General features: G+C 64.2%; 22 protein-coding genes. 11 read left to right on the top strand and 11 right to left on the bottom strand.

Going from position 1 to position 23,808, the window contains the following annotated elements:
• Positions 1 to 23 precede the first annotated feature (23 nt).
• A complete protein-coding gene (locus tag KVY23_RS08230; RefSeq protein ID WP_230556014.1) occupies positions 24 to 1,010 on the top strand; it encodes an ROK family protein in 987 nt (328 codons plus the stop codon).
• A gap of 103 nt (positions 1,011 to 1,113) precedes the next feature.
• Positions 1,114 to 1,872 carry a 1-acyl-sn-glycerol-3-phosphate acyltransferase gene (locus KVY23_RS08225; protein ID WP_075840539.1) on the top strand — a complete coding sequence of 253 codons (759 nt, stop codon included), beginning with the start codon at positions 1,114 to 1,116 and terminating at the stop codon, positions 1,870 to 1,872.
• A 46-nt stretch (positions 1,873 to 1,918) separates the two neighbouring features.
• Here KVY23_RS08225 and KVY23_RS08220 read toward each other — a convergent pair whose 3' ends face one another.
• Positions 1,919 to 3,229, bottom strand: a complete 1,311-nt coding sequence (locus tag KVY23_RS08220) for a glycosyltransferase 87 family protein (protein WP_230556013.1) — start codon at positions 3,227 to 3,229, stop codon at positions 1,919 to 1,921.
• Between the two features lie 59 nt (positions 3,230 to 3,288).
• Between KVY23_RS08220 and KVY23_RS08215 the strand changes: the two genes are divergently transcribed.
• Together KVY23_RS08215 and KVY23_RS08210 are read left to right on the top strand one after the other, a co-directional pair.
• Positions 3,289 to 3,774 (top strand): polyadenylate-specific 3'-exoribonuclease AS, encoded by a 486-nt coding sequence (locus tag KVY23_RS08215; RefSeq protein ID WP_230556012.1) that lies wholly within the window; start codon positions 3,289 to 3,291, stop codon positions 3,772 to 3,774.
• A gap of 63 nt (positions 3,775 to 3,837) precedes the next feature.
• On the top strand, positions 3,838 to 5,226 hold the full coding sequence (locus KVY23_RS08210) for a class II 3-deoxy-7-phosphoheptulonate synthase (protein ID WP_206509714.1): 1,389 nt from the start codon (positions 3,838 to 3,840) through the stop codon (positions 5,224 to 5,226).
• Positions 5,227 to 5,260: 34 nt separating this feature from the next.
• Here KVY23_RS08210 and pknB read toward each other — a convergent pair whose 3' ends face one another.
• On the bottom strand, positions 5,261 to 7,270 hold the full coding sequence (gene pknB, locus KVY23_RS08205) for a Stk1 family PASTA domain-containing Ser/Thr kinase (protein WP_230556011.1): 2,010 nt from the start codon (positions 7,268 to 7,270) through the stop codon (positions 5,261 to 5,263).
• 146 nt (positions 7,271 to 7,416) lie between these two features.
• Between pknB and KVY23_RS08200 the strand changes: the two genes are divergently transcribed.
• Positions 7,417 to 7,788, top strand: a complete 372-nt coding sequence (locus KVY23_RS08200; RefSeq protein ID WP_075840540.1) for an Rv2175c family DNA-binding protein — start codon at positions 7,417 to 7,419, stop codon at positions 7,786 to 7,788.
• Here KVY23_RS08200 and KVY23_RS08195 read toward each other — a convergent pair.
• The 4 genes from KVY23_RS08195 to KVY23_RS08180 form a co-directional block, all read right to left on the bottom strand.
• Positions 7,760 to 8,758 (bottom strand): phytoene/squalene synthase family protein, encoded by a 999-nt coding sequence (locus KVY23_RS08195; RefSeq protein ID WP_230556010.1) that lies wholly within the window; start codon positions 8,756 to 8,758, stop codon positions 7,760 to 7,762. The two genes, KVY23_RS08200 and KVY23_RS08195, sit on opposite strands and share 29 nt — an antisense overlap.
• Positions 8,751 to 10,388 carry an alpha-(1->6)-mannopyranosyltransferase A gene (locus tag KVY23_RS08190; RefSeq protein ID WP_230556077.1) on the bottom strand — a complete coding sequence of 546 codons (1,638 nt, stop codon included), beginning with the start codon at positions 10,386 to 10,388 and terminating at the stop codon, positions 8,751 to 8,753. The genes KVY23_RS08195 and KVY23_RS08190 overlap by 8 nt, the downstream gene beginning before the upstream one ends.
• A 168-nt stretch (positions 10,389 to 10,556) precedes the next feature.
• On the bottom strand, positions 10,557 to 12,122 hold the full coding sequence (crtI, locus tag KVY23_RS08185; RefSeq protein ID WP_230556009.1) for a phytoene desaturase family protein: 1,566 nt from the start codon (positions 12,120 to 12,122) through the stop codon (positions 10,557 to 10,559).
• Positions 12,123 to 12,160: 38 nt separating this feature from the next.
• A complete protein-coding gene (locus KVY23_RS08180; protein WP_374108703.1) occupies positions 12,161 to 13,273 on the bottom strand; it encodes a polyprenyl synthetase family protein in 1,113 nt (370 codons plus the stop codon).
• 161 nt (positions 13,274 to 13,434) lie between these two features.
• Here KVY23_RS08180 and KVY23_RS08175 point away from each other — a divergent pair, with 161 nt between their 5' ends.
• Complete coding sequence (locus KVY23_RS08175) at positions 13,435 to 14,403, top strand: methylenetetrahydrofolate reductase (RefSeq protein ID WP_230556007.1); 969 nt, start codon at positions 13,435 to 13,437, stop codon at positions 14,401 to 14,403.
• 5 nt (positions 14,404 to 14,408) lie between these two features.
• Here the strand turns inward: KVY23_RS08175 and KVY23_RS08170 are convergent, their stop codons facing one another.
• The 5 genes from KVY23_RS08170 to KVY23_RS08150 all read right to left on the bottom strand — a co-directional run bounded on the left by KVY23_RS08170 (position 14,409) and on the right by KVY23_RS08150 (position 19,447).
• Complete coding sequence (locus KVY23_RS08170) at positions 14,409 to 15,581, bottom strand: glycosyltransferase family 2 protein (protein WP_230556006.1); 1,173 nt, start codon at positions 15,579 to 15,581, stop codon at positions 14,409 to 14,411.
• Positions 15,578 to 16,276 carry a DUF3153 domain-containing protein gene (locus KVY23_RS08165; RefSeq protein ID WP_230556005.1) on the bottom strand — a complete coding sequence of 233 codons (699 nt, stop codon included), beginning with the start codon at positions 16,274 to 16,276 and terminating at the stop codon, positions 15,578 to 15,580. The genes KVY23_RS08170 and KVY23_RS08165 overlap by 4 nt, the downstream gene beginning before the upstream one ends.
• A 44-nt stretch (positions 16,277 to 16,320) precedes the next feature.
• Complete coding sequence (locus tag KVY23_RS08160) at positions 16,321 to 17,169, bottom strand: carotenoid biosynthesis protein (protein WP_230556004.1); 849 nt, start codon at positions 17,167 to 17,169, stop codon at positions 16,321 to 16,323.
• Entirely contained in the window at positions 17,166 to 18,779 is a 1,614-nt protein-coding gene (locus tag KVY23_RS08155; RefSeq protein WP_230556003.1) for an NAD(P)/FAD-dependent oxidoreductase, read from the bottom strand. Before KVY23_RS08155 ends, KVY23_RS08160 begins: the two co-directional genes overlap by 4 nt.
• 74 nt (positions 18,780 to 18,853) lie before the next feature.
• The gene (locus KVY23_RS08150) at positions 18,854 to 19,447 is read right to left on the bottom strand and encodes an N-acetyltransferase (protein ID WP_206509721.1); all 594 of its coding nucleotides are present in this window, start codon (positions 19,445 to 19,447) and stop codon (positions 18,854 to 18,856) included.
• Between the two features lie 189 nt (positions 19,448 to 19,636).
• On the opposite strand from KVY23_RS08150, the gene KVY23_RS08145 reads away from it, so the two are divergent.
• The 5 genes from KVY23_RS08145 (at position 19,637) to KVY23_RS08125 (ending at position 23,800) form a co-directional block, all read left to right on the top strand.
• The gene (locus KVY23_RS08145; RefSeq protein ID WP_075840549.1) at positions 19,637 to 20,086 is read left to right on the top strand and encodes an SAV_6107 family HEPN domain-containing protein; all 450 of its coding nucleotides are present in this window, start codon (positions 19,637 to 19,639) and stop codon (positions 20,084 to 20,086) included.
• A gap of 253 nt (positions 20,087 to 20,339) precedes the next feature.
• Entirely contained in the window at positions 20,340 to 20,792 is a 453-nt protein-coding gene (locus KVY23_RS08140; RefSeq protein ID WP_230556002.1) for a DUF3040 domain-containing protein, read from the top strand.
• Between the two features lie 514 nt (positions 20,793 to 21,306).
• A complete protein-coding gene (gene mraZ, locus KVY23_RS08135) occupies positions 21,307 to 21,738 on the top strand; it encodes a division/cell wall cluster transcriptional repressor MraZ (RefSeq protein ID WP_075840552.1) in 432 nt (143 codons plus the stop codon).
• A gap of 287 nt (positions 21,739 to 22,025) precedes the next feature.
• Positions 22,026 to 23,036, top strand: coding sequence for a 16S rRNA (cytosine(1402)-N(4))-methyltransferase RsmH (gene rsmH / locus KVY23_RS08130; protein WP_230556076.1), 1,011 nt, complete (start codon positions 22,026 to 22,028; stop codon positions 23,034 to 23,036).
• Positions 23,033 to 23,800 (top strand): hypothetical protein, encoded by a 768-nt coding sequence (locus KVY23_RS08125; RefSeq protein WP_230556001.1) that lies wholly within the window; start codon positions 23,033 to 23,035, stop codon positions 23,798 to 23,800. Before rsmH ends, KVY23_RS08125 begins: the two co-directional genes overlap by 4 nt.
• Positions 23,801 to 23,808: the final 8 nt, after the last annotated feature.

The raw sequence follows: 23,808 nt of genomic DNA, 5'->3' as shown, positions 1-23,808 counted from the left end.
GGGGCGGCCGAGGAAGGTCGGAAATGAAGCGCTATCGGGAGTCCCTGACGATCGGCATCGACGTCGGGGGAACCAGTCTCCGCGCTTCGGTTGTCGATGCCTCGGGCCACGTCATCGATTCGACGCAGTCGCCGACTCCGCACTCCGCGAAAGCACTCGAACAGGGTCTCGACCGCGTTGTGTACGAGCTCTCTGCGCGGCACCCCGTCGACGCGGTCGGGTTGGCCGTTGCCGGCTTCATCAACTCGGATCGAACTTCGGTGCGGTTCGCACCACACCTGCCCTGGGTCGACACCCCGGTTGCGCGTCAGATGAGCGAGCGAATCGGCCTTCCTGTGCTTCTCGAGCACGACGCCAACTCTGCTGCCTGGGCGGAATATCGGTTCGGCGCCGCTTCGGACGGCCGAAACGTGGTGATGGTCGCGATCGGCACAGGCATCGGTGCCGCGCTGTTGATCGACGGGCGCATCTATCGTGGAAGTTATGGTGTCGCACCGGAACTGGGGCACATCCAGGTTGTCCAGGACGGCCGATCCTGCCCGTGCGGTAAGCGAGGCTGCTGGGAACGCTACTGCAGCGGAACGGCTCTCGTTGATACAGCCGTCGAGTTGCTCGCGGCCGATCGGGGATCGTCGACGATCTTGGCGCGCGAGGTGTTCCTCGACCCGGGCTCGCTCACCGGCCGACGCATCGCCTCTGCGGCGCAGGACGGCGACGAGATCGGCCGCCGAACCATGGAGGATTTCGCGCGTTGGCTAGGCATGGGACTCGCTATGGTGAGCGACGTATACGACCCCGATCTGATAGTCATCGCGGGAGGGGTGGCGACGTCGTCGAGCCAGTTCTTGGCCGAGGCGCGTGAGCATTACTCGCGCCTGTCCACCGGCGCCGGACACCGACCGCTCGCGCGCATACGGAGCACCCAACTGGGTGAGGCCGCTGGAATGATCGGCGCCGCGGATCTTGCACGGGCCGAGTTCTCCACACCTGCTGGCGGACGTAGGATGTGATGTTTGCCGCCACTTCGCAGTTCCTGTGGCTGGGGTCATAAACGGTAGGTACAGTTTCTTTTGGTTCCTCGCATCGGGAACGTTCGAATCCAGGAAGGGCGCCATGTGGTACTGGCTGTTCAAGTACGTCCTCATCGGCCCGATCTTGGCCGCACTCGGTCGGCCGACAATCGAAGGTCTGGAGAACGTCCCGGCCCGCGGACCGATGATCCTGGCCAGTAACCATCAGGCGGTTCTGGACTCGTTCTATCTGCCGCTCAAAGTGAAGCGGCGTATCACTTTCCTTGCGAAGAGCGAGTACTTCACCGGCTCAGGCCTCAAGGGTGCGTTCCAGAAATGGTTCTTCACCGCGGTCGGTCAAGTTCCCATCGACAGGACCGGTGCCGACGCCGCTCAGGATGCACTCAACGCAGGCAAGCGTGTGATCGAGTCGGGCAAGTTGCTCGGCATCTATCCCGAGGGCACCCGTTCGCCGGACGGTCGGCTGTACAAGGGCAAGACCGGTATGGCCCGGTTGGCGCTTCAGACCGGCGTTCAGGTTGTTCCCGTCGCAATGATCGGTACCGACAAGATGAACCCGATCGGATCAAAGGTGTGGCGGCCCACCAAGATCACCATCAAGATCGGAAAGCCGATCGATTTCTCGAGGTTCGAAGGACTCGCGGGCAACAGGTTCGTAGAGCGCGCTGTCACCGACGAGGTGATGTACGAGTTGATGCTGCTGTCCGGTCAGGAATATGTGGATGTGTACGCCGCTTCGCTGAAGAAGGCGGCTGACAAGCCTGTGCTCGATGCCGAGTCATCCGGCGCGAGAAGCTCTTCCGTCGATCCTGAGCGGCTACCGAACACCAAGGCGAGCTGACCGCGAGCTCTTCCGGCCCGTCGGTCGCGCAGAAGTTCGACCCCGCTCAGGAGCTCGGCACCGCCGGGTCGAGCTGTCCGCGTTCTGCCTGGGCGCCGGCGGGGTGCCCTTTGGGGACGAACGCAACCATGGTGATCGCTGCGATCGCCCACCACACGTATGACGATGCAGCGAGCTGGTCCACGATGGGCCAATCGATCCCGGAGAACCGTCCGTCGGCCACTCGCCACTGTGGAGCGACGTAGAACAGGACGACTCCGAAAGCGACGAAAGCCATCGCGAACGCGTTCCGGCTTCGGTATGCCAACGTCCCCAAAGCCACCGCGAACGGGATTGCCCACACCCAGTGGTGCGACCACGACACAGGGGAGACCAACAGCCCGAACAGTGCGTTGACGCCGAGGGCCAACGCGCTGTGATCGGTCGCGAACGCTCGTCTCATGGCGAAGGCTGCAACGGCGAGCAGAGCGCAGGCGAGAACGATCCACACAGCTGAACGCATCGAGTCGTGGAGTCCGAAGCGGGCCAGGACGCCTGTGATGCTCTGATTCCCGGGGTACGCCGGATTTCCGATGCGGTCCGAGTCGATCAGAGTGTGGGTCCAATACTTCACCGAATCCGAGAAGGTGGCGACGAAGCCGAGTGCGGTGAATGCGGCGAAGCTGATCGCGGCGATGGTTGCAGCGCGAAAGTCCTTGCGCAGGAGGAAGTACAGAATGAACACGGCGGGCGTCAGTTTCACCGCTGCGACGAGTCCGATGAGCGCTCCGCGGGGCCAGGGGGTCTTGTCGAGTAGGCAGTCCGCGGCGACGAATGCCATCAGAACGATGTTGATCTGGCCGAAGTCGAGTGTGGAGGAGACCGGTTCGAGAATCATCGACACGGCGAACACCGCTGCTGCAGCCCAGAGCATCAGCGAAGTCGGGGTGTAGCCCAGGGAACGCAGGGTCAACACGATCGTCACGACGAGCAGCGCCAACGACAGCGTTGTGACGAGCAGTCCGGCCCAATACAGCGACATGGCCGAAAGGGGACTGAACAGCACCGCCGCGATCGGCGGGTACGTGAACGGTAGCGACGTTCCCGATTCAGTGGTGGGGATACTGCCGTACAGCGGTGATCCGCTCGCGAAGACCTGGCCACCGATGCGGTACACATCGAGATCGAGGCGGTAGAAGTCGCCGAGGTTCGGTAAATCGCGAAGCGGGGGTAGCCCGAGGAGGTTGTACGTGACTCCGGCCAGGGCGCCCGCGACTATCACGACACACGCGAGAACGGTAGCGACGGACCGCAGCTCGAGCGGAAGGCGCGAGCGTGCCGGCGAGGAAGGTGTTGTGGTTTCCGGTGGCGTGAACATCGTTCCTTCTTCTGACTGCGCTGCGCGGTAGGTACCGACGCGAGGGATACGCTGTGTGCGTGCGTTATTTCTATGACACCGAGTTCATCGAGGATGGTCGCACAATCGAGCTGGTCTCGATTGCAGTGGTATCCGAGGATGGTCGAGAATTTTATGCGGTGTCCTCCGAGTTCGACCCGGAGCGCGCCGGTAAATGGGTCCGTCGGAACGTGTTGCCCAAGCTGCCGCCGTATTCGTCACCCTTGTGGAAGAGCAGAGCTCGGATTCGCGACGACCTACTCGATTTCCTCGTGCCGTCTCCCGATGCCGAGGTCGAGCTGTGGGCATGGATGGCCGCGTACGACCACGTGGCGCTGTGCCAGCTGTGGGGTTCGATGACCGAATTGCCGCGTTCGTTGCCGCGCTTCACTCGTGAGCTTCGTCAGCGCTGGGAGGATCAAGGGAGCCCGTACCTGCCCCCGGCACCAGACGACGCTCACGACGCGCTCGCCGATGCGCGGCACAACCTGGCGAGATTCGAGGCCATCGAAGCGTCATCGGCTTGATCGACCGAGCCGCTACCGGGAGCCGCGCGCCGAGCCAGGACGACGAGCGAATATCCTGAACAGGTGAACTGGACTGTCGACGTACCTATCGACCGCTTGCCCGATCTTCCGCCGCTGCCGACGACGCTGCGCAAGCAGTTGGACGATGCCCTCGCGAAGCCCGCGGCGCAACAGCCGTCGTGGGATCCCGCGCAGGCCGCCGACATGCGCAAGGTGCTCGAGAGCGTACCGCCGATCACCGTTGCCAGTGAGGTCGAGGCGCTGTCCGATCAGCTTGCAGCTGTCGCCAGGGGAGAGGCGTTCCTGCTGCAGGGCGGTGACTGTGCGGAGACGTTCGTCGACAACACCGAACCCCACATCAAGGGCAACATCCGCACCCTGCTGCAGATGGCCGTGGTGCTCACCTACGGCGCGAGTATGCCGGTGGTGAAGGTGGGACGCATCGCAGGGCAGTACGCGAAGCCGCGTTCGTCCGACGTCGATGCGCTCGGACTGAAGTCTTATCGCGGCGACATGGTCAACTCACTCTTCGCCGACGAGGCCGTGCGGCGGCACGACCCGTCGAGGCTCGTGCGTGCGTACGCCAACGCGAGTGCCGCAATGAACTTGGTGCGAGCTCTCACCGGCGCGGGGATGGCAGATCTGCACAAGGTGCACGACTGGAATCGCGAATTCGTTGCGAGCTCACCAGCAGGAGCCAGGTACGAGGCTCTCGCCGGCGAGATCGACCGGGGACTGCGGTTCATGGATGCATGCGGAGTGAAGGACCCGAATCTGGAGACAGCCCAGATCTTCGCCAGCCATGAGGCGCTCGTGCTGGACTACGAGCGTGCGATGCTGCGGTTGGACAACGCCGACGCCGACCACCCGAAGTTGTACGATCTCTCCGCTCATTTCCTGTGGATCGGCGATCGGACTAGGCAGCTCGACGGCGCACACATCGCACTTGCCGAGTTGATCAGCAATCCCATCGGACTCAAGATCGGGCCGTCCACCACGCCCGATATGGCGGTGGAGTACGTCGAGCGATTGGATCCGACCAACAAGCCTGGCCGGTTGACTCTCATTTCCCGGATGGGCAACGGAAAGATCCGCGAGATGCTTCCGCCGATCATCGAGAAGGTCCAGGCAACCGGACATCAGGTCATCTGGCAGTGCGATCCGATGCACGGCAACACCCACGAGGCGTCCACTGGATACAAGACCAGGCACTTCGATCGAATCGTTGACGAAGTCCAGGGCTTCTTCGAGATCCACAACGGACTCGGAACGCACCCGGGCGGTATCCACGTCGAGCTGACCGGTGACAACGTCACCGAATGCCTGGGCGGTGCGCAGGAGATATCGGATCTGGATCTGGCGGGACGCTACGAGACTGCGTGCGATCCGCGGCTCAACACCCAGCAGTCGCTCGAGCTCGCGTTCCTCGTCGCGGAGATGCTGCGAGGCTGAGCTCGGCTAGCCGAAGGCCCGCGGCAGGTGGCCGCTACGGCAAGGACACCACGGTCACCGACGACCCCGGGGCAACTCTGGAACCCGGCCCCGGGGTTTGCGAGACCACGAGGGAACCATCGGTATCGAATACCTGACGAACTTGCGCCTCCAAGTCGAGTCGCTCGAGAATCTCACGCGCCGACCCGGCGGATCGTCCCAGCAGCGACGGGACCGTGACGGCGTTGGACACCTGCATTCGAACGCTGCTACCGGCGGTGACGGTGGTACCGATCTGCGGCGATGTATCGATGACCTTGCCACCGTCGGTGTTCTCGTCGAACTCCACATCGGTGGCCGAAACCGAAATGCCGATCGACGCGAGGGTCGCGACAGCATCGTCGGTGGACATTCCCGCAACGTCGGGTACATCGACGGGGGGAGCTCCCTTCGATCGCAGCACCTGGACGGTGTCCCCGACCGACAGCACTGTCCCGGGCGGCGGATCGAGTGCCGCGACATCGCCTATCGGCGCGTTCGTGCTGAAGACCTCACCGCCGTCCTCGGTAGCGAAGGTACGTTCACGCAGCTCTTCCTCCATGGCGGCGACGTCGGTGTTCGGCGGAACCTCCGGCACGGTTGGCTGTCCCAGGGATACCAGCAGGAACACGGTCTCACCCCGCGCGACCCGTGACCCTGACGCCGGGTCGGTGCCGATGAGCATGTCGACCGGTGCCGTGTCCGAGTAGGTTCCACGAGATTCGCTCGCCAGATCCGCCGATTCCAGGGCGTTCTGTGCGCTGACGAGGTCGAGTCCGCCGACCTCGGGCACGCTTGTGTAGCGACCCGACCCCATCCACCAGCCGCCGACTCCGACGAGGACCGCGAGCAAGGCAACTATGGTGAGCCAGACGACGATTGCGCGGCGAGAGCGTTGCCTGTCGGCGACGAAGTCGGGGAACTCGTATTCTCGACGTCCGACTCGACGAGGTGGGCCTGAATGAGGTGGGACTGAATCGACGTCATCCTGCTCGTCGCGAGAGGTCGGCGCGGTGTGTACACGCGTGTGATGGGTGCCCGTGCCCGCGGATGCCGCGACGACTTCGGTTTGCGGGGCCCGGGGTTGTTCGCTCTCACGGTCGGCGAATGTGGTGGGGGCGCCCAACGCTGCGGCGCTTCGATGCCCGGCCGAGCGGCGAGGCGCAGGTACTCGGTACGGCGGTAACTGGAGCTCGGCGCATACTGCGCGAAGCGCCCGTGCCATTTCATCGGCGTTCTGGAATCGTGTCGCCGGGTCTCTCTCGGTGGCCCTGCGCACCAAATCGTCGAACTCGGGCGGCACCCCGGCGATGAAACCGCCCGGACGGGGGACGTCGTTGTCGATTCGCTGGTAGGCGATGGAGAGTGAGGTGTCACCGCTGAAGGGTGTACGTCCCGTCAGCAACTCGAACAGTACGACTCCCACCCCGTAAACGTCGCTACCGGCGTTGGCCGAACCGGTGGTGACCTGTTCCGGTGAGAGGTATGCGGCAGTGCCGAGGATGACGCTTGCCGATGTGGCATTGGAAGCGGCCACAGCCCGCACGAGGCCGAAATCCGCGATCTTCACATCGCCCGAGTCGGAGATCAGAATGTTCTCGGGCTTGATGTCACGATGGACCAGACCTGCGCGATGTGCGGTGGCGAGTGCACCGAGAACCGGTCCCACGACTGCGGCCGCAGCATGCGGCGGCATCGGTCCGCGTTCGCGAAGAAGCTCCCTGAGCGTCCCACCCTCGACCAGTTCCATGACGAGGAACGCGACATCCCTGTCGCGGCCATGATCGTAAACGGCCACCAGACCTGGATTGTTCAGCCGCGCGACTGCCCGAGCTTCGAACTCGAAGCGCGCCACGAACTGCGGATCCTCGGCGAACTTGGGGTCCATGATCTTGACCGCGACAGGCCGATCCAGTCGCGTGTCCAGGGCGCGATACACCGTGGACATTCCGCCGCGAGCGATCTGGGCGTCGATGCGGTAGCGCCGATCCAGCAGTGAACCCGCCGTTACGGATCCTCCGGACATCACCGTGGTGTACCTCCTCGAGAAATGAGCACCGAATCGAGCGCTTCGAGACGATGGTAGCCAGCGCAGGTATCGCCGTAGTCTCGGCGCAACGCACCCGGACTGTGTTTTTCGCATCCGAGGACCAACCAGTTAACGTTACTGCAGTGAGCGCTATCCCATACTCCGACGACGTGTTGGCTCCCTCGGTTTCACTGCTACAGCTGGCCGATGTGAGCAAAATTCTCGAGGTTCCCAAGGCCAGGGTCGAGCAGATGCTGCGTGACCGACAGCTCATCGCGGTCAAACGCAACCGAGTCCCCGGGGTCCCAGAGGTGTTTCTGAACACTCCCGGCAAGCAGATCGTCAAGGGCCTGCCAGGCTTGCTTGCCGTGCTCCACGACGGCGGATACCGAGACGAAGAAATTCTGGAGTGGCTGTTCGAACCGGACGACAGCCTTCCCGGCACCCCAATCGACGCAATGCACGGGGATCTGATGCGCGAGGTGATCAGGCGCGCACAGGCGATGGCGATCTGAGCCTGGTCCAACCGGTGGCCACGAGGCGGGGCCCGGCAACCGAGAGTCGACGCCATCCCGGCACCCGGGCCCTCTCCTGAAGAACCCGATAACCGCCGTCCTCGACCTCGCGGAGGATCCCGCCGTAGAGCAGGAATGCCGTTCGCATGCTCGACTGCACGCGCGGGTCCAACATCTCGATGCCAGGTTCGGCGAGGCGGTAGACCGCGCGGGTGTGCGCAATCAGGTGCGCCAGGGCTCGGGAGAGTCTCTGGTCGGTGCGCCCCGAATCGCGACAGTGCCGCAGCAGTGCCTCGTCGACGCCGAAGGCGGCCAATTCGTCGGTCGGCAGGTATATCCGATCCCGGTCGAGATCCTCTCCCATGTCTCGGATGAAATTCGTGAGCTGAAAGGCTTCGCCGAGGGCAGCAGCGGGCCCTTCTGCGTTCTCGCTGGAGGCGCCGAGGATGGGCAGCATCTCGAGTCCGATGACGGCGGCGGAACCGTACATGTATTCGCGGAGTTCGGCCATTGTTCGGTAGCGCGACCGGAAGAAATCCGTGCCGGGAATGTCCATCCGCATCGAACGGAAGAACGCATAGAAGTATTCGTGGGGGATCGCGTACCGATCCACCGTGTCGACGAGGGCCGTCAGAACCTGCTCGGAGGGACTCTCGCCCAGTACCGCACCGCTCAGTGCCGAGCGGACACGGTCCTCGAGCGAGTCGACTCGCTCGGCTGCGCGCCGATCCGCCGGCGCCAGAGGGGTCTTGTCCTCGGACGATTCGTCGACGAGCGAACCGTCGACGTCGACATCGATGATGTCGTCCACCATGCGAGCGAACCCGTACAGGGCGTGCACCCCCGCGCGCTTGTCCACCGGCAACAAACGCGTGGCCAGAAAGTACGTCTTCCCGTGGCGCGCGTTCAGGTCCCGGCACAGCCGGTAAGCACCGTGCAACGCCGGATCGATTCCGTCCAGTTCACCCACGGTCGGAAGGGGTCGTCTGCGATGTGGCACGGCTTTCCTCCGGAATCGATGTATGTGGGGGCTTTCCTCGCAGCCTCAATGGATCGACGGTGGTGAGTGAGAGAGCTGCCACGACCGCGGCGAAGGTGGCGAGGGCGACGTGGCCGAGGGTGTACAACCCGATCGAACCGTCGGGTCGGAAGACGAGCATCAGCCAGGCAGACAATCCGACCAGCACCATCAGCGTGCGCGTCGACAGGGCGAAGCCTGCTGCGAGGGCAAGCGGCCACGAGTAGTACCACGGCAGAGCTGCAGGGGAGAGTACGACGATGGCGACCAGAGCGACGACGATGCCTTTGACCGCGTCTCGCTCGGTGCGTCGGTAGAACCACCACGCTCCGACGATGATGATCACGAGAGCCAGGGCGCAAATCATGCGGGTGATCTCGAGGACGGGCCCGAGGTTGGTGTCCAGGAACCACGATGTGCTCACCGTGATCAGGTGAGCCAGAATCGTCGGCAACGACAACCAGTTGATGATCTTGGCGGAGCCGGAGAGCGCGGTGAGCCAGCCGATGCCCACACCTGCCACCAGCGACGCTGCGACGAACACCGCTCCGAAGACCCCGGCCCCGGTTCCGGCCGTCTTGAGGAAGGACCTCACCGGCGACATCGGGGATCTGTTCTCCGCGATCGCACGCTCACGTTCGTGAATCATCCAGATCCACACCATGAATGGCAGCGCGAGACCGGCCGTGGCCTTGATAGCTACGGCGACTGCGACGAGCGCAACACCGCCGACGTGCTTGTGTTCGAGAACCAGCACGATGCCGGCAGTCATGAGTCCGACCATCAGGAGTTCGTTGTGAACACCACCGATGAGGTGGATGAGTACCAGCGGGTTGAGGACAGCGAGCCACAGCGCGATCGTGGGCTTGCCGCCCATGTGCGTCGCCAATCTCGGAACTGCCCACATCATCAGCGCGAGGCCGGGAAGCATGGTGATGCGCAACAGCATCGTTCCTGCGATCACGTTGTCGCCGGTGATACTGGTGATCGCCTGACCGAGCAGGAGGAAGAGTGGTCCGTACGGAGCCGTCGTCGTCGTCCAGACATTGCTGACGTTGTCGAGGAGCAGGCCGGGATTGGCCACCGGACCCACCGCATACGGGTCGAAGCCGTCGCGCAGCAGCGCGCCTTGCGCAAGGTAGGAGTAGGCGTCCCGGCTGAACATCGGGACGGACAGCAGTAGCGGGGCTGTCCAGACGGGGACGATCCACCGAAGCTCGCTCAGTGTCGTGCGCCCGCCGAGGGTTGCGCGCCCGAGACGAACCCAGGCGACGATCATCAGCACCACACCGAGCCAGACGAGGATGGACGACAGTACGAGTCCGTGGCCGAACCGCAACCACGACAGGTGCATGATCTCGAGGAGCGGATCGCGGCGACGTACGCTGCCGGCGCCGAATCCGCCGAAGGTGATCAGCACTGCACCGATCAGGCCCAGAGCTGCTGCGTGACCTTCGGGGCTTCGGAGAAATAGCGCCAACTGGCGGACCGCTGACCGGTGCGGCACCGCCGACGGCTCTTCGTGGCCCTTCGGGGCGGGACGACTTGCGCCGGAGGCTGCTGATCGCGAGACCGAGGACATCGGTACGGTCATCCTCCTCACGGCCATACGGCAGGTCGGTCTGCGATTTCAGGGTTTCTTGCGGTCTCGGTATCGATTTGCAGAGCAGGGGGTGATGCCACCGACCCACGGCCGCAGTTTAGTGCGTGAGGCAAGATTCCCAATCATCGGCGGTTCGTTTCCTGTGCGTCAGGATCGGCCGACTATACGCTCGGCGGCAAGTCTGCCGGAGACGAGCACAGTCGGTACCCCCACTCCTGGGGTGGTCGAGGAACCCGCGAGCACCACGTTGGCCAGGCCCGCCACCATGTTCTTTCTGCGGAACGGACCGGTTTGCCGGAAGACGTGCGAGGACGAGAACGGACTGCCGTCGACCATTCCCCGATCAGCCCAGGTCTGCGGCGTGTCGACGTGGTCGATCGTCATCGAAGTCGCCCCGTGGTAACCGCGTTGTACCAATTCTTGCTGCAGTTCTCTTACGTAAGGCCCCTGAAGACGATTCCAGTCCAACGGTGCACTGCGCAAATTCGGGCACGGTGCGAGAACCGATACCGGTTCGCACAACTCGCCGTCGCGTTCGACGAGCAATGCGGAATCGGTCACGCCGGGGCGGGTGATCAACAACGAAGGGTCCGTCATCAGCGAGCCTCGGCCGCGGCGCGCGGTGATCCGATCGAATGTCGACGCCCACTCCGCACCGAAGTCGATGCTGTGGTGCGATCGCGCCGGCCAGGTCGCTGTCACCTCGGTCGGAACCGTGCCGTGGAAGACCACGGCCGACGGCGACACCGAACTGTAGCCGCGGCGTCGAAAACGCGACGGCGCACCTGATTCGTCGAGCAACTGGTCCACGACCGGAAGATCCGGCGTCAACACGAGCGCGTCACACTCGAAGTCTCTGCCATCGGTGGTTCGAACGGAGCTCACCCGGTCGTGCGAGCGCGTGATGTGCGAGACCTCGGCGCCGGTGATCACCGAACCCCCGTTGCGGCTGACCGCGTCCGCCATGCCCGCGGCGATCGATGCCATACCTCCCACCGGGAAATACACCCCGAGCGAGGTGTCCATGTGCGCGATAGCGCCGTACACGGCCAGTGCCTTCGCGGGAGCCATACCGGCATACAGCGCCTGAAAGGTGAACACGCGACGCAGCCGCTCATCCTTCAAGAACTTCTCCACTCGGGGTCCGAGACGACCGAAGCCTCCGAGCCGCGCCAGTGTCAGCGTGTCGCGCAACGCGGACGGAGTGGACACGAGGTCGAGCGGCGAATCGAAGTTCGAGTCGATGTATCGGTCGAACTCGGCATCGAAAATGGAAGCCAACCAGCGACGCAGCGCGCGATACCCCTCGGCTTCGGCGGCACCGCACGTGCGGGCGACCTCCGCGGCCATCGCGTCGGGGTCGGCGTAGACGTCGATGGAACTCCCGTCGGCATAACGGGTGTGATAACTCGGCGAGAGTGCAGTGAGTTCGATTCTGGGCGTGACGGTCTCGAAGTTCTCACCCACCGCTGCCAAAGCCGACTCGATGAGATCGGGCATGGTGAGCACACTGGCCCCGTTGTCGATGTCGTACAGCCGCGAGCCGTCCTCGGCCGACACCGGATAGATGCCGACACGACCGCCGACGAAGTTCTCGCGTTCCAATACGGTCACGCGCCTCCCCGCGCCAGCGAGATGCAGCGCGGCGGAGAGTCCGGCGAGCCCCGCTCCCACAACGACGACGGACTCTGTGGGGCCGGCTATCGAGTGCACGTGTGCCTTTCGGAAGATGTAGTCGAGGAAGAAGCGGTCTAGTACGTACGTTGTGTGGCCGCGATCGCCATGGCCCGCAGTTGCGCCGCTGCGCCGGGTTCGGTGGCACTTTCGGCGAGTGTTTCCAGTGCCCGGTCGGTCAGGTCCTCGATGCGGCGCTCTACGTCAGCCACAGCACCGATATCGCAAAGAATGGATCGAACATCGGCAATTCGGTCCTCGCTCAGGTCGATCGTGCCGAGAGTCGAGCGCAGAGTTCGTGCTGATACAGGCGAATCGCGGTCCGCCAATTTCATCCCCACGGCCATCAGAACGGTGCGCTTGCCCTCGCGGATGTCGTCGCCCGACGGCTTTCCGGTGACACCGGGGTCGCCGAAAACCCCGAGAAGATCGTCTCGGAGCTGGAAGGCCAGCCCGATGTCGGTGCCGAACGATCGATACGCAGCGGTCAGATCCGGCGCGGCATCGGCGAGAACCGCTCCGATCTGCAGTGGTCGTTCGACGGTGTACGCAGCGGTCTTGTACCGATTGACGCGCATTGCGGCATCGATGGTCTCGTCGAGTCCTGCCTCTGCTTCGATGTCGAGCAACTGGCCGCCGAGCACCTCGGTTCGCATCGCCGACCACACCGGTGAGACACGTGCGGCCGCCGCGTCGTCGATGCCCGACTCTCTGAGCATGTCGTCGGCCCAGCACAACGCGAGGTCGCCGAGCAGGATTGCGGCCGATTCGCCGAAGCGTTCGGAGGAGCCGGACCAGTTCGCACTGCGATGCCGGTCGGCGAACGCGACGTGCACGGTGGGGAAGCCACGCCGCGTCACCGAGGCGTCGATGATGTCGTCGTGGATCAATGCACACGCCTGGACCAGTTCGAGTGCTGAGCAGGCGCGAACGATCGACGCCGCGCCGTCGCTGGTGCTGTTGCCACCGGCACCCAGCCAGGCAGTCCAGGCGAACGCGGGACGCACTCGTTTGCCGCCGCGCAGAACGAACTCGGTGAGTTCGCGAACGGCCGTTACGTAGCGGTCGCCGAGCTCAGCTACCTGTTCGGTCCTCGAGGCGAAGAATTCGATCAGCGCAGCTTCGACGAGCTCGCGCGGCTTCGCCGTGCCCGCGCCGAGCACGGCGGCGGTGGTGTCGGTGGTGTCGATGGTCGCGGTTGCAGGGTGCGTGGGCAGTTTGCCGGACAGGGGATCCTCCAGTCGGACGCGAGAGAGCGATGCTGCATGTCCACTTTAGCCAACGCCGACGATGTACCCGGCCATGTGAGGCTGCCGTCGACGGTGTCACAGTGCGAAACTATGATTGCGGTGTGACATCCGAAGCCGTCAGGGGGCGGCCCAGCGCGGCGCGGCTCACCCGAACTCCGTCGATAGTGGACCGGCTTCGCGACGCCGACTCCACCAAGATCCCATTCTCGGTCGAGTTCTCACCGCCGAGAGACGAGGCCGCGGAGGCCAGGCTGTGGCGGGCTGTTCGCGAGTTCGAACAGATGCAACCGGCATTTGTCTCCATGACGTACGGAGCCGGCGGGTCGACCCGTGACCGCACTGTTCGGGTCACCGGGCAGATCGCCGAGGAGACCACGCTGCTGCCCGTGGCGCACCTGACCGCGGTGTCCCACAGCGTCGCCGAGTTGCGGTCGATGGTCGGCGCCTACGCGGACCGCGGAATCTCCAACGTCCTCGTCCTGCGTGGGGACCCGCCCGGTGATCCGCTGGGCCACTGGGACAAGCATCCGGACGGGGTCGAGTACGCCGAGGAATTGGTCCGTCTGGTCCGCGAGCTGGGCGATTTCCATGTCGGCGTCGCCTCGTTCCCCCAGGGGCACTACCGCGCGATCGACCTGGAACAGGACACCAGAGTTCTCGTCGACAAGCTGCGCGCGGGCGCCGAATACTCCATCACCCAGATGTTTTTCGATGTGGACGACTATCTGAGGTTGCGGGACCGCGTGGTGGCGTGCGATCCCGAGGAGGGAGCGAAGCCGATCATTCCCGAGATCATGCCGATAACCTCCCTGCGAACGGTTCGTCGGGCGCTCGCGCTGTCGGGTTCTGCTCTACCCCGTGAGATCGACGATCGTTTCACGGCCGCAGCGGGTACCGGTCCGGAGGAAGATCGCGCGGCTGTTCGCGAGGTGGGTATCGAATTGGCGACGTCGATGTGCGAGCGGCTCATCGCCGAGGGTGCTCCGGCGCTGCACTTCATCACGCTGAACTTCGCGCGGGCCACTCGCGAGGTTCTCACCAATCTCGGTGTCTGCGAAGCTCGAGTCTGACACCCTCAGAATTCCGTCGTCAGCGGTCTGCCCTTCCACGTGGTGGTGCCCAGGCGGTGGCGGCGAAACGACTCGATAGTGAGTGCGCCATAGATCGCCACGGACACCGGGTGCGCGGTCGCGCGAGCGACGGTCCGCAGCAAGGGTGTCGAGCCACCCGATTCCGCGTACCCCGCCGCGACGCGCGAGGAGACCGCGGCGCAGTATCCGAGCAGCCCCCATCGGCGCGTCGCTCCGGACCCGAAAAGTGCGGCTGCCGGCGGCAGGAGATACATGACGCTGATCGCGCCGAGCACCGAAGCAGACCCGAAAAGACCCCCGAACGCGTTCCACAACCACCGCGTGTACCCGTCACGCACCGCAGGCCAGCCGTCGTACATGCGACATCGGACGAATTCTCCACCGGCAACGAGAACGGTGCGTCGGCCCTGTCGGCGGAGCGCGCGAGCGATGTCGAGGTCCTCGGTCGGGCTCCCAGCCACCGAAACGTGCCCGCCGATCGATCGATACGCGTTCGCGTCGAACATCATGAACTGACCGCACGCCACCACAGTGGACGGGCGTGTCGACGCGTCGGCTGCTCGTATCGGAAGTGTCGACATCCAGGAAAAGCTCAGGAGCGGTTGTACAAGGGATTCGACAAGGGTGCCGGACAGTTGCCGCGGCCAGGGGCATAGCAGCGAGGCTCCGCTGGACCGAAGGGCCGAGGCTACGGATGCGACGGCATGGCTGTCGAGACGGACGTCCGCGTCGACGAATGCGATGTAGTCGACGCTGCCACGGTCGAACGCGCGTTCCGCGAGGATTCGGCATGCGGCGGCTTTGCCGGTCCAGCCCGGGGGTGGGTCCGTATCCGAACGGATCAGTTCGAACCGAGGATCCGCCGCCACCGCTCGTTCGGCGAGCGCGAAGGTGTCGTCGGTGGATCCGTCGTCGAGCACGAACACCTCGAGGTGGGGGCACCGTGCCTGTGCCCTGAGATCGACCAGAAGTGCTGGGAGTTTTTCTCTTTCGTTCCGGGCCGGGATGCAGATCGCGACGCTTTCGCGAGCGTCCGTCCGCGGCGGCGTGAGTCGGCGCATCGTGGTCGCATTGACGACCGAGAGCGCTGCGGATACCCCTGCTAGTACTGCGCCCGCTGCTGTCAGGCGTCGGATGACATCGGACGTGGCGCTCACGCAGACGAGTTGCGGCGCCGCACGGGGGGATTGCGGTTGACCCAGGCCATCGCTCCGACGATCGCAGCGACACCGATGGTCACTCCGCCTACGATTCCGGCCCAGCCGGCGAAACTGCGCGTATTGGGGTCGGGGTAGTTGACCTCGGCACGCATCGCGGTGATTTCTCCCGGGGGGAGCTTCCACGTGATGATGTTGTCGCCTTCACGAGTCCCGTTCGTCGTTCCGATACGTGCAGGAAAAGCGATGGTGAATTGAACATCGGAACCCTGAGTCGGGACCGACTGCAGGTCGGCATTGCCATCGAGGCTGACGGTGTCGCCGGAGCGCTGGAAGATCAACTGGAAGCTGCCCACCGCCTGGTCGGACATCGACCCGAGCGTCTGCACATCGCCGAACGTCAGATCGTCGAATCTGGCTTCGCTGCCGACGTAACCGTCCTGCCGATACTCGGAGACGCGGATCTTGTTCGCGAGAGTGGACGGCGGCGTGAGCGTCGGTCCGGTGTCGGTGTCCGAGGTGGGAATCGTCGCGGCGATTATCTGTCCGGACACTCGGTCGTCGGCCGACACACCCATCGAGACCTGGGCGCGCAGGCACCCGGTCAACAGGGGAGCGAGGAGCAACGCCAGGGTGAGCGCGGACAGAAGTCGGCGATGGTTGCGGGACCTGCTTTCACGGGTTGTCGACTGCACAGCGACATCGTGCCAGACAGTGCGCGTAGAGCTGTCGGTGGCGCTCAGACAGAGGCGGAGCCGGCGCGTCGGCGAAAGACGATCAGCGAACGAAGGACAGGTATCCCGATCACTCCCATCACGACAAACCCGTATATGGCCGAGTAGTGCATCTCTCCGCCGGAGAGGAGGACGGCGTGTGCGAAGGCGGACCCGAGCCAGGTCCACATGAACAACACGATGGGGACGGTATCGGATCCGGTCCCAGCGTGCGCGGCAGTTTCCGTAGCGGTGGATTCGATCGTGGTTCGCGACAGCAGGCGGGTGGCTGCCTCGATGATCGACGCCATGAGGAGCGAAACCAGAAACCAGCCGAGGTAGTTGCTCATCGGTATCGACGGGATGCCGGGCAAACCGGGGATGGGTGTCGTCCATGTCCAGTGGCCGTCGGTGACCATCTGCGTGTCGAGATACAGGTCCCAGCCCACCATCGACACCGCGGTGAGGGCAATGCGCCGCACGGACATGTTCATCGGCGACCTCTGTCTGCGTTGCAGAAGGAAAGTCACCGTGCACCAGATCGGATAGAAGCCCGCGGTCCAGGCAAACGGAATGACGGCGGGAATGCCGAAGACCTCGGGTCCGAGGCGTCCGGTGGAATAAAAGTAGCTGCCGAACGGGAAGCCGGTCGCTGTACCGATTATCTCGGAGGCGAGGCCGAGGCCGGCAGTGCCGCAGGCCATCACCGCAGCCCACCAAGGTCCCCGGGTCAGCACGGCGTGGGTGACGGCAGTTGCCGCCAAGAATCCGACGACGGCCACGGTGACCATATCTCGGGTACTTCCGCTCACGAGCGGATACACGATCTGTGCTCCGATCGCCCCCGCAGCGAGTGCTATCACTAGTTTGTTCATCGGCGTCGGGCACCGATCCATCGACGGAATCGCCCTGCGCCGGCGTCGGCGAGAGCCAACCTCGCGGCGTTGCGGCCACTCGCGGCCATCACGCCACCGCCGGGATGTGTCGAAGCGCCGGTGAGATACAAGCCGGGCGCGCCGGGAACGCGGTGCTGCGACAACTGCGGGATGGGGCGCCACATCATCATCTGGTCCAAGGACATCTCCACGTGCATGATGTTGCCTCCGACCATTCCCAGTTCCCGTTCGATATCGGCCGGTGACTGTACGTGGCGGTGCAGAATCGAACGTTGGAAACCCGGGGCAGCGGCTTCCACCTGGTCGACGATGCGGTCGGCCTCGATTTCGGCCAGATCGGTCGGGTCCACCCTGTCGGAGCTGTTTCGCCATTGCCGGCCGCCGGTCAGAGTGTGTGGCTGCCACTGCGACCACAGTGAGATCTGATGCTCACCCTCCGGGGCCACGCTGGGATCGATCGAAGTGAAGGACATGGCTAGGACAGCCGGCGTGGTGGGTAGCTCGCCGGTGAGCGCACACGCATGCGCCATCCGCAGGTGGGCTCGATCTCGGACAAGCAGTTGCAGCCCGGCCGTCGCGGACAGCGTCGACGGTGCATTCGGGTACTGGGGGAGGGCATCGGTGGCGAGGCGGACAGCCATTCCGATGCCGGGCCCGACCCGAATGCCGCGCCGCCATGTGTCGATCTGGCGTGGGTTGTGCCCACCTGCCTCCAGAAGTTTCAGTGTGGTCAGGATGTGGCAGCCAGCGACGACCATCCTGCTGCGCACGGTTCGACCGGATGCGGTACGTGTCGTCCACGCCTGTTCCGATGGGGTCAGCGCTTCGACCGCGTCGCCCGCGGTGACGCGTCCACCGCGGGATCGAAGTCTGGAGGCGAGAGCATCGGTCAGCACGCCGCTGCCACCGATGGCCCGCCCCGGCGGCAGCGTATGCATGAGAGCGGCGAATCCGACCATCGGTGCGGTCCCTGGTTCGGACATCGGGGGACCGGACTGCGCCCCGAACCATGCCAGAGCAGCCTTCAGGCGCTCGGAGGAGAACGTCTCGTCCAGCAGTGCATCACCGCTGGTGATGAATTCTCGCGACAGTGCGCTACCACCGCTCGGGGCATCCAATCCCCAGAACGACCGGAGCAGATTGGGGCCGGTGGGCGCCCCGGAGAAGGCCCGCATTGTTCGGACGCTTCTCGGTCCCCACTTGTCGACGAATTTTCGGTACGCGCGTGCGTCCTGCGACCCGCACGCCTGCGCTATGGACGAGCACGTCGCGTCCAGATCGCGTCGAAACACCAGCGGCGGTTCGTCGGTTCCCGGCGTACCCGGTGCGAACGCCCACGGATCGCACTCGACGTAGCGCAATCCGTGTTCGGCCAGTTCCAATTCCTCGATCACTCCGGTGTGCCGGATCATGATGTGGGCCGAAGAACCTCGATCCACCTGGTGACCCGGAAAGCGTTCGATCGAGGACACCCCGCCGCCGATGATCGTGTCCCTTTCCAGTACTTCCACCGATAACCCTGCGTCAGCGAGATAGCAGGCCGAGGTAAGGGCGTTGTGGCCAGATCCCACAACTACGGCGTCGATCACCACTCCAGGCTATAGGTCTTCCGCGACCGGTCGGTTGTGGTGTTGGAAGGGCGCCGGAGTTGGAACGGCAGGCGCTATTCGAACGGCAGGACGCGGCCGAGCACTGCGAAGGGGCGACGGTCACCGGCGAACGTGAAGTCGCGGAGGACATCCTCGAAACCGAGCCGACGGTAGAGTCGCCAAGCTCGGTTGTCCTCACCGGCGACCTCGGGAGTGGACAGCAGCACGTTTTTTTCCGTGCGTCCGGCCAGCAGTCGGCGCGTCAGGGCGCTGCCGAGGCCATGCCCCTGAGCGTCCGGTCGGACGTGCAACTCGGTGAGCTCGAAGTAGTCGGACAGAACTGCGTCGATGTACTCGTTGCTCTTTCCCGAACGACGCAGGCCGTCGCGGACCTGCTGATTCCACCATTGGTGGGGCGCTCCACGATATCCGTAGGCGATCGCCACGAGAGGGCTCTCGGGTGTGGGCAGGACTGCGCCGACACCGCGCCAGCCTGGCCGAAGGACGTGCTCGGACCACATCGGCGCGCGGTGGTACTCGGTGCCCTGCGGGTAGCCCATCGCCTCGACGTAGATCGACAGTGCTTCAGGCAGTCTTCGGCGGATTTCCTGGGCTGACAGGTCGACCAGGTGGGGGGTCGGTTCCGCTTCGGTGGCGACTGTTCTCAACCTTTCCTTGACTACTTGTCGGTGGGCGCAGCTATATTGAATATGTCGAACGGATGTTCGATGTCGGCGATCCGGCGAAGTCTCGAGGGAAGCGAGGGTTCGCCGGGTTCCGACCTTAGAGCGTCGTCGAGGGCCGGGCGTGGCGAAAACGCGGTCGACAACGGCGAATCGATCGGGAGGGGTTCGAGTATGGCAACACAAGGTCTCCGCGCCGGAGTTCGTCCGCCGGTGTCGCCGCGCGCCAGGCTGCTTCTCGGTCGAGCGGATGCGTTCTTGTCCGGTTCGATAGGCGCAGCTACGGCATCGGACCAGTTTCTCGACTGCTACACCGCTGCGTTGCGTGGGGCCGCTGCAGTGATCGAGGCCGCGCCGATCTCGACGGCACGGGCGCGTTCTCGGAATGCGTGGGTGTTGTTGACCAAGGCAGCGCCCGAACTGGAAGCGTGGGCGGAGTACTTCTCCGGCTACTCGGCAACACGGGCAGCGGTTCTCGCAGGATTGTCGAGGTCGATCGACCTCGACATGGCTGACGATTTCTATCGCCAGGTGGGGCGGTTCCTGCACGTGGTCGAGGAATATATCGGGGCGGATTCCCGCCTCGACCCTGTCGGCGCCCATCCGCGCTCGATGACCGCGTGAGAGGGCGCATTACACCGAAAACGGAGCGGTAACGTGGTCGAAGCGTCGCCCTCGGGCCGGATCGCGGACCGAATCCGGTGGCGGTCCGGACCTCAGCGCAGGGACTCTTCGAACATTCTCAGGAACACATCGACCGAGTAGGTGGTAAGCGGGCGATTCTGCTCGTATTATCAACGGTAGGTAGCCGCCAAGGTCAGCTTCCCGTCGTTTCGCACCCGAAATGACTTTCAATATCTGTGCAGGGGGAGGTACCGTGCCACTCTCCGAGCACGAGCAGCGCATGCTCGATCAGATCGAGAGCGCTCTCTACGCCGAGGATCCCAAGTTCGCCTCTCACGTGAGAAGCGGCCGTATGCGTACGGCGACGAGCAAGCGGCGCTTTCAAGCGATCGCGCTGTTCGTATTGGGGCTTGTTCTTCTCGTTTCCGGTGTGGCTATTCCATTCCAGCCCGGCGGGTTCCCGGTGATCAGTCTTGTCGGATTCGCGTTCATGTTCGGCGCCGGGGTTCTGTATCTGCTCGGTGGCCCCCGCGGCGGTTCGTCTGCCTCGGAGGAGGACGCGGCGTCGGGCGAAAGCTCGGGCACTGCGGCCGCAGGTCCTGGGAAACGCAGCAGTTCGGGACAAAAGTCGAAGCCGGGCCGCAAGGGCGGCAGTTTCACTTCGCGAATGGAAGATCGGTTCCGGCGGCGGTTCGAACAGGAGTGAACTCGATGAGCGGTGACGGGGTCCGAAGGACTACGGCACCACTCGTCATCACATGAAACGTGCGCTCGTCCCCCAAAGGTCGAGCGTCACTACAAGTTTGATCGTCACTATTCTGATTGTCGAAGCGGCGTCTACCACACGGTAGGCGCCGCTTTTGCATGCGCTGGCCGAATTCCCGCAAGTCACTGATCGGGCTCGTGCCGGCTGAGGTTCCCCACTCTCACCCACTCGATCGGCGGTGGCCACGCCGATCCCCACTTCCCCCCACCGATTTTGCATACCGACTTGCAGCGAGCGGCATCCTGGCTTTTACCTGGGGTTTTGCACCTCGACTGCGGTCCGATGCCCTTCGCTGGTTCGCGGCGGTGCGCATGTCGCAGAATTCTTCCCCACTGTCTTCCACGCGCTCGAGCTGGAGTTTTGTGATGATTGTTCGGAAAGAGTGCGCTGGCGGGATTGTATGTGGGGGAAAGTGGGGTAAAGTGGTGGAAGCGAAGAGAGTGGGAGGTGTCGAGTGTTCCTCGGTACCTACACGCCCAAGCTCGACGACAAAGGCCGGTTGACGCTGCCGGCGAAGTTCCGCGAAGCGCTGGAGGGTGGGTTGATGGTGAGCAAAGGTCAGGACCACAGCCTCGCCATCTACACCCAGGACGCCTTCGCGGAAAAGGTGCGGAAACTGACCGAGGCCTCGCGCTCCAACCCGGTTGCTCGCTCGTACATACGGCAGCTCGGCGCGGGCACCGACGAGCAGAAGCTCGACGGCCAGGGGCGAATCACCCTGAGGGCGGACCACCGCCAGTACGCAAACCTCGAGCGCAACGTCGTGGTGAACGGATCCATCGAGTTCATCGAGGTCTGGAACGAAGAGGCGTGGGCTCGTTACTCGGCCGAGAGTGAGCAGAGTTTCTCGGATGCGTTCGACGAATCGCTGGAAGGCATCGTGTAGCCGCCCGGATCAACAAGCCGAGTGCCGCGAGGCCTCTGCCCGATCAGAACCCTGACGTTCTTCCCCAACGCCAGGTTTCGCAGATCAGGACCCTGACGTTCTTCCCCAACGCCAGGTTTCGCAGATCAGGACCCTGACGTTCTTCCCCAACGCCAGGTTCCTATCGGACAGGGACCTCGCGGCATTCGCCCCCATCATCGATCTATGTGAGCACCGCACGAGGGTGTTCACAAGCAAGACCGGGAGGAAACATTGTGGAAGGCGACACGAACTCGCCCGACCCGGAGATCGCTCCCGAGCTAGTCGGAACGTCGAAGGCGTTCGAACCCGAACATATTCCAGTTCGACTGGGCCGGGCAGATGAGCTTCTCGGACCTGCACTGACTGCAGTTGCGGCGCGAGGTGAGTCGCCGGTCATGATCGACGCGACACTCGGTCTCGGCGGTCATTCGGAGCATTTCCTTCGTACCTATCCGACACTCCAGTTGATCGGACTCGATCGCGATCCGGATGCACTCCGGCTCGCGAGCAAGCGTCTCGCCGGTTTCTCCGATCGGACGACGTTCGTGCACACCACCTACGACGGAATCGGCGCTGCGTTGGAAGAGTCGGGGTTGCCGGAACGTGACGCGGTGCATGCGATCCTGTTCGATCTCGGCGTTTCCTCCATGCAACTCGACGAAGCCGAACGTGGATTTGCGTACTCGGTGGATGCTCCGCTGGACATGCGCATGAATCCCACCGTGGGTATCACCGCGGCGGACGTTCTCAATACTTATTCGCACGGTGAGATCGCGCGCGTCCTGAGCACTTACGGCGAGGAGCGGTTTGCGGGCCGGATAGCCTCCGCGGTCGTTCGACAGCGCGAAGCGAAGCCATTCACCACCAGTGCCGCGCTTGTCGAACTGCTCTACGCGTCGATCCCTGCTGCCACTCGACGAACGGGTGGCCATCCCGCCAAACGAACGTTTCAGGCGTTGCGGATAGAGGTCAACGGTGAGCTGGACTCGCTGAAGCGGGCAGTCCCGGCAGGTCTCGACGCGCTCGCGGTCGGGGGTCGGGTGGTGTTCATGTCGTACCAATCGCTCGAGGATCGCGTGGTCAAGAGGGAGCTGGCGCCGCGCGTCAAATCGACGAGCCCCGAGGGGCTTCCCGTTGAGCTTCCGGGTATGGGGCCTGAGTTTCGTCTGCTCACCAGAGGTGCCGAGCGCGCCTCTGACCAAGAAATCGAAGAGAACCCGCGTTCGGCGCCAGTACGTCTGCGCGCGGCGGAGCGGATTGCGAGGAAATCGGTATGACTGTCACCGCGGGTACGGCTCCGGCGAAGCGTCGGCGACGGTCGAAGGCATCGGAACCCGAAACTGGGCGTTCCGGAGCGGCTCTCCGCGCATACGAGAGGCGTCAGCAGCGGGCCAGCGCTCGCGGGTTGGGTGCCGGAAATCCGGCGGAGCGTGGATCTCTGACTGCATCCGCGATCACTGCCCGAATTCCTTTCGTGGCGCTGATCATCGGATTGCTTTCGCTGGGACTGGGTCTGACCCTTCTGCTCACGACCCGTTCTGCGGGTGACTCGTACATGCTCAGTGACGCGAAGGCCTACAACCAGAGTCTCGTCCAGGAACGTGCGTCGCTGCAGCGGGACGTCGAGCTTGCGGATTCCGCGCCCGAGCTGGCCCGAAAAGCCGCAGAGCAGGGCATGATTCCTGCCCTCGACACCGCGCGCCTTCTCGTCGCGGAGGACGGCTCGGTCCAGGTGATCGGTACGCCACAGCCTGCGCAGGGCGCGCCCGTGGCCCCGTTGGATCCCCCGTCGGAGGTGGCTGCAGCGAACTCGGATCGATCGACGGGATCGTCCGAATCCGGTTCTGCCGGCAGCTCGAGCAACTCCCTGCCTGCGCGTGCCGCTACCTCGGCAGCCGACTCCGTCCCGCGTGCCAGTTCGGTCCCACCAGTCACACGCGCCACGCCGAACACATCGAATGCCGCTGGAACCGCAGCCCTCGGTGAACAATTGGTTCCCATGAGCATCCCGTCGGCGAGTCCTTCGGGTAGTCGGCAGTGACCAGGCCG

The sequence above is a fragment of the Rhodococcus sp. I2R genome (assembly GCF_020889545.1).
GTDB lineage: Bacteria > Actinomycetota > Actinomycetes > Mycobacteriales > Mycobacteriaceae > Rhodococcoides.
This window is presented reverse-complemented; position numbering and strand designations above follow the sequence as displayed.

Bases quoted from the DNA above. Each gene is read 5' to 3' on its own strand.
- KVY23_RS08230 (WP_230556014.1), top strand. From the start codon at position 24: ATGAAGCGCTATCGGGAGTCCCTGACGATCGGCATCGACGTCGGGGGA.
- KVY23_RS08225 (WP_075840539.1), top strand. From the start codon at position 1,114: ATGTGGTACTGGCTGTTCAAGTACGTCCTCATCGGCCCGATCTTGGCC.
- KVY23_RS08220 (WP_230556013.1), bottom strand. From the start codon at position 3,229: ATGTTCACGCCACCGGAAACCACAACACCTTCCTCGCCGGCACGCTCG.
- pknB (WP_230556011.1), bottom strand. From the start codon at position 7,270: ATGTCCGGAGGATCCGTAACGGCGGGTTCACTGCTGGATCGGCGCTAC.
- KVY23_RS08190 (WP_230556077.1), bottom strand. From the start codon at position 10,388: ATGTCCTCGGTCTCGCGATCAGCAGCCTCCGGCGCAAGTCGTCCCGCC.
- KVY23_RS08160 (WP_230556004.1), bottom strand. From the start codon at position 17,169: ATGAACAAACTAGTGATAGCACTCGCTGCGGGGGCGATCGGAGCACAG.
- KVY23_RS08145 (WP_075840549.1), top strand. From the start codon at position 19,637: ATGGCAACACAAGGTCTCCGCGCCGGAGTTCGTCCGCCGGTGTCGCCG.
- KVY23_RS08125 (WP_230556001.1), top strand. From the start codon at position 23,033: ATGACTGTCACCGCGGGTACGGCTCCGGCGAAGCGTCGGCGACGGTCG.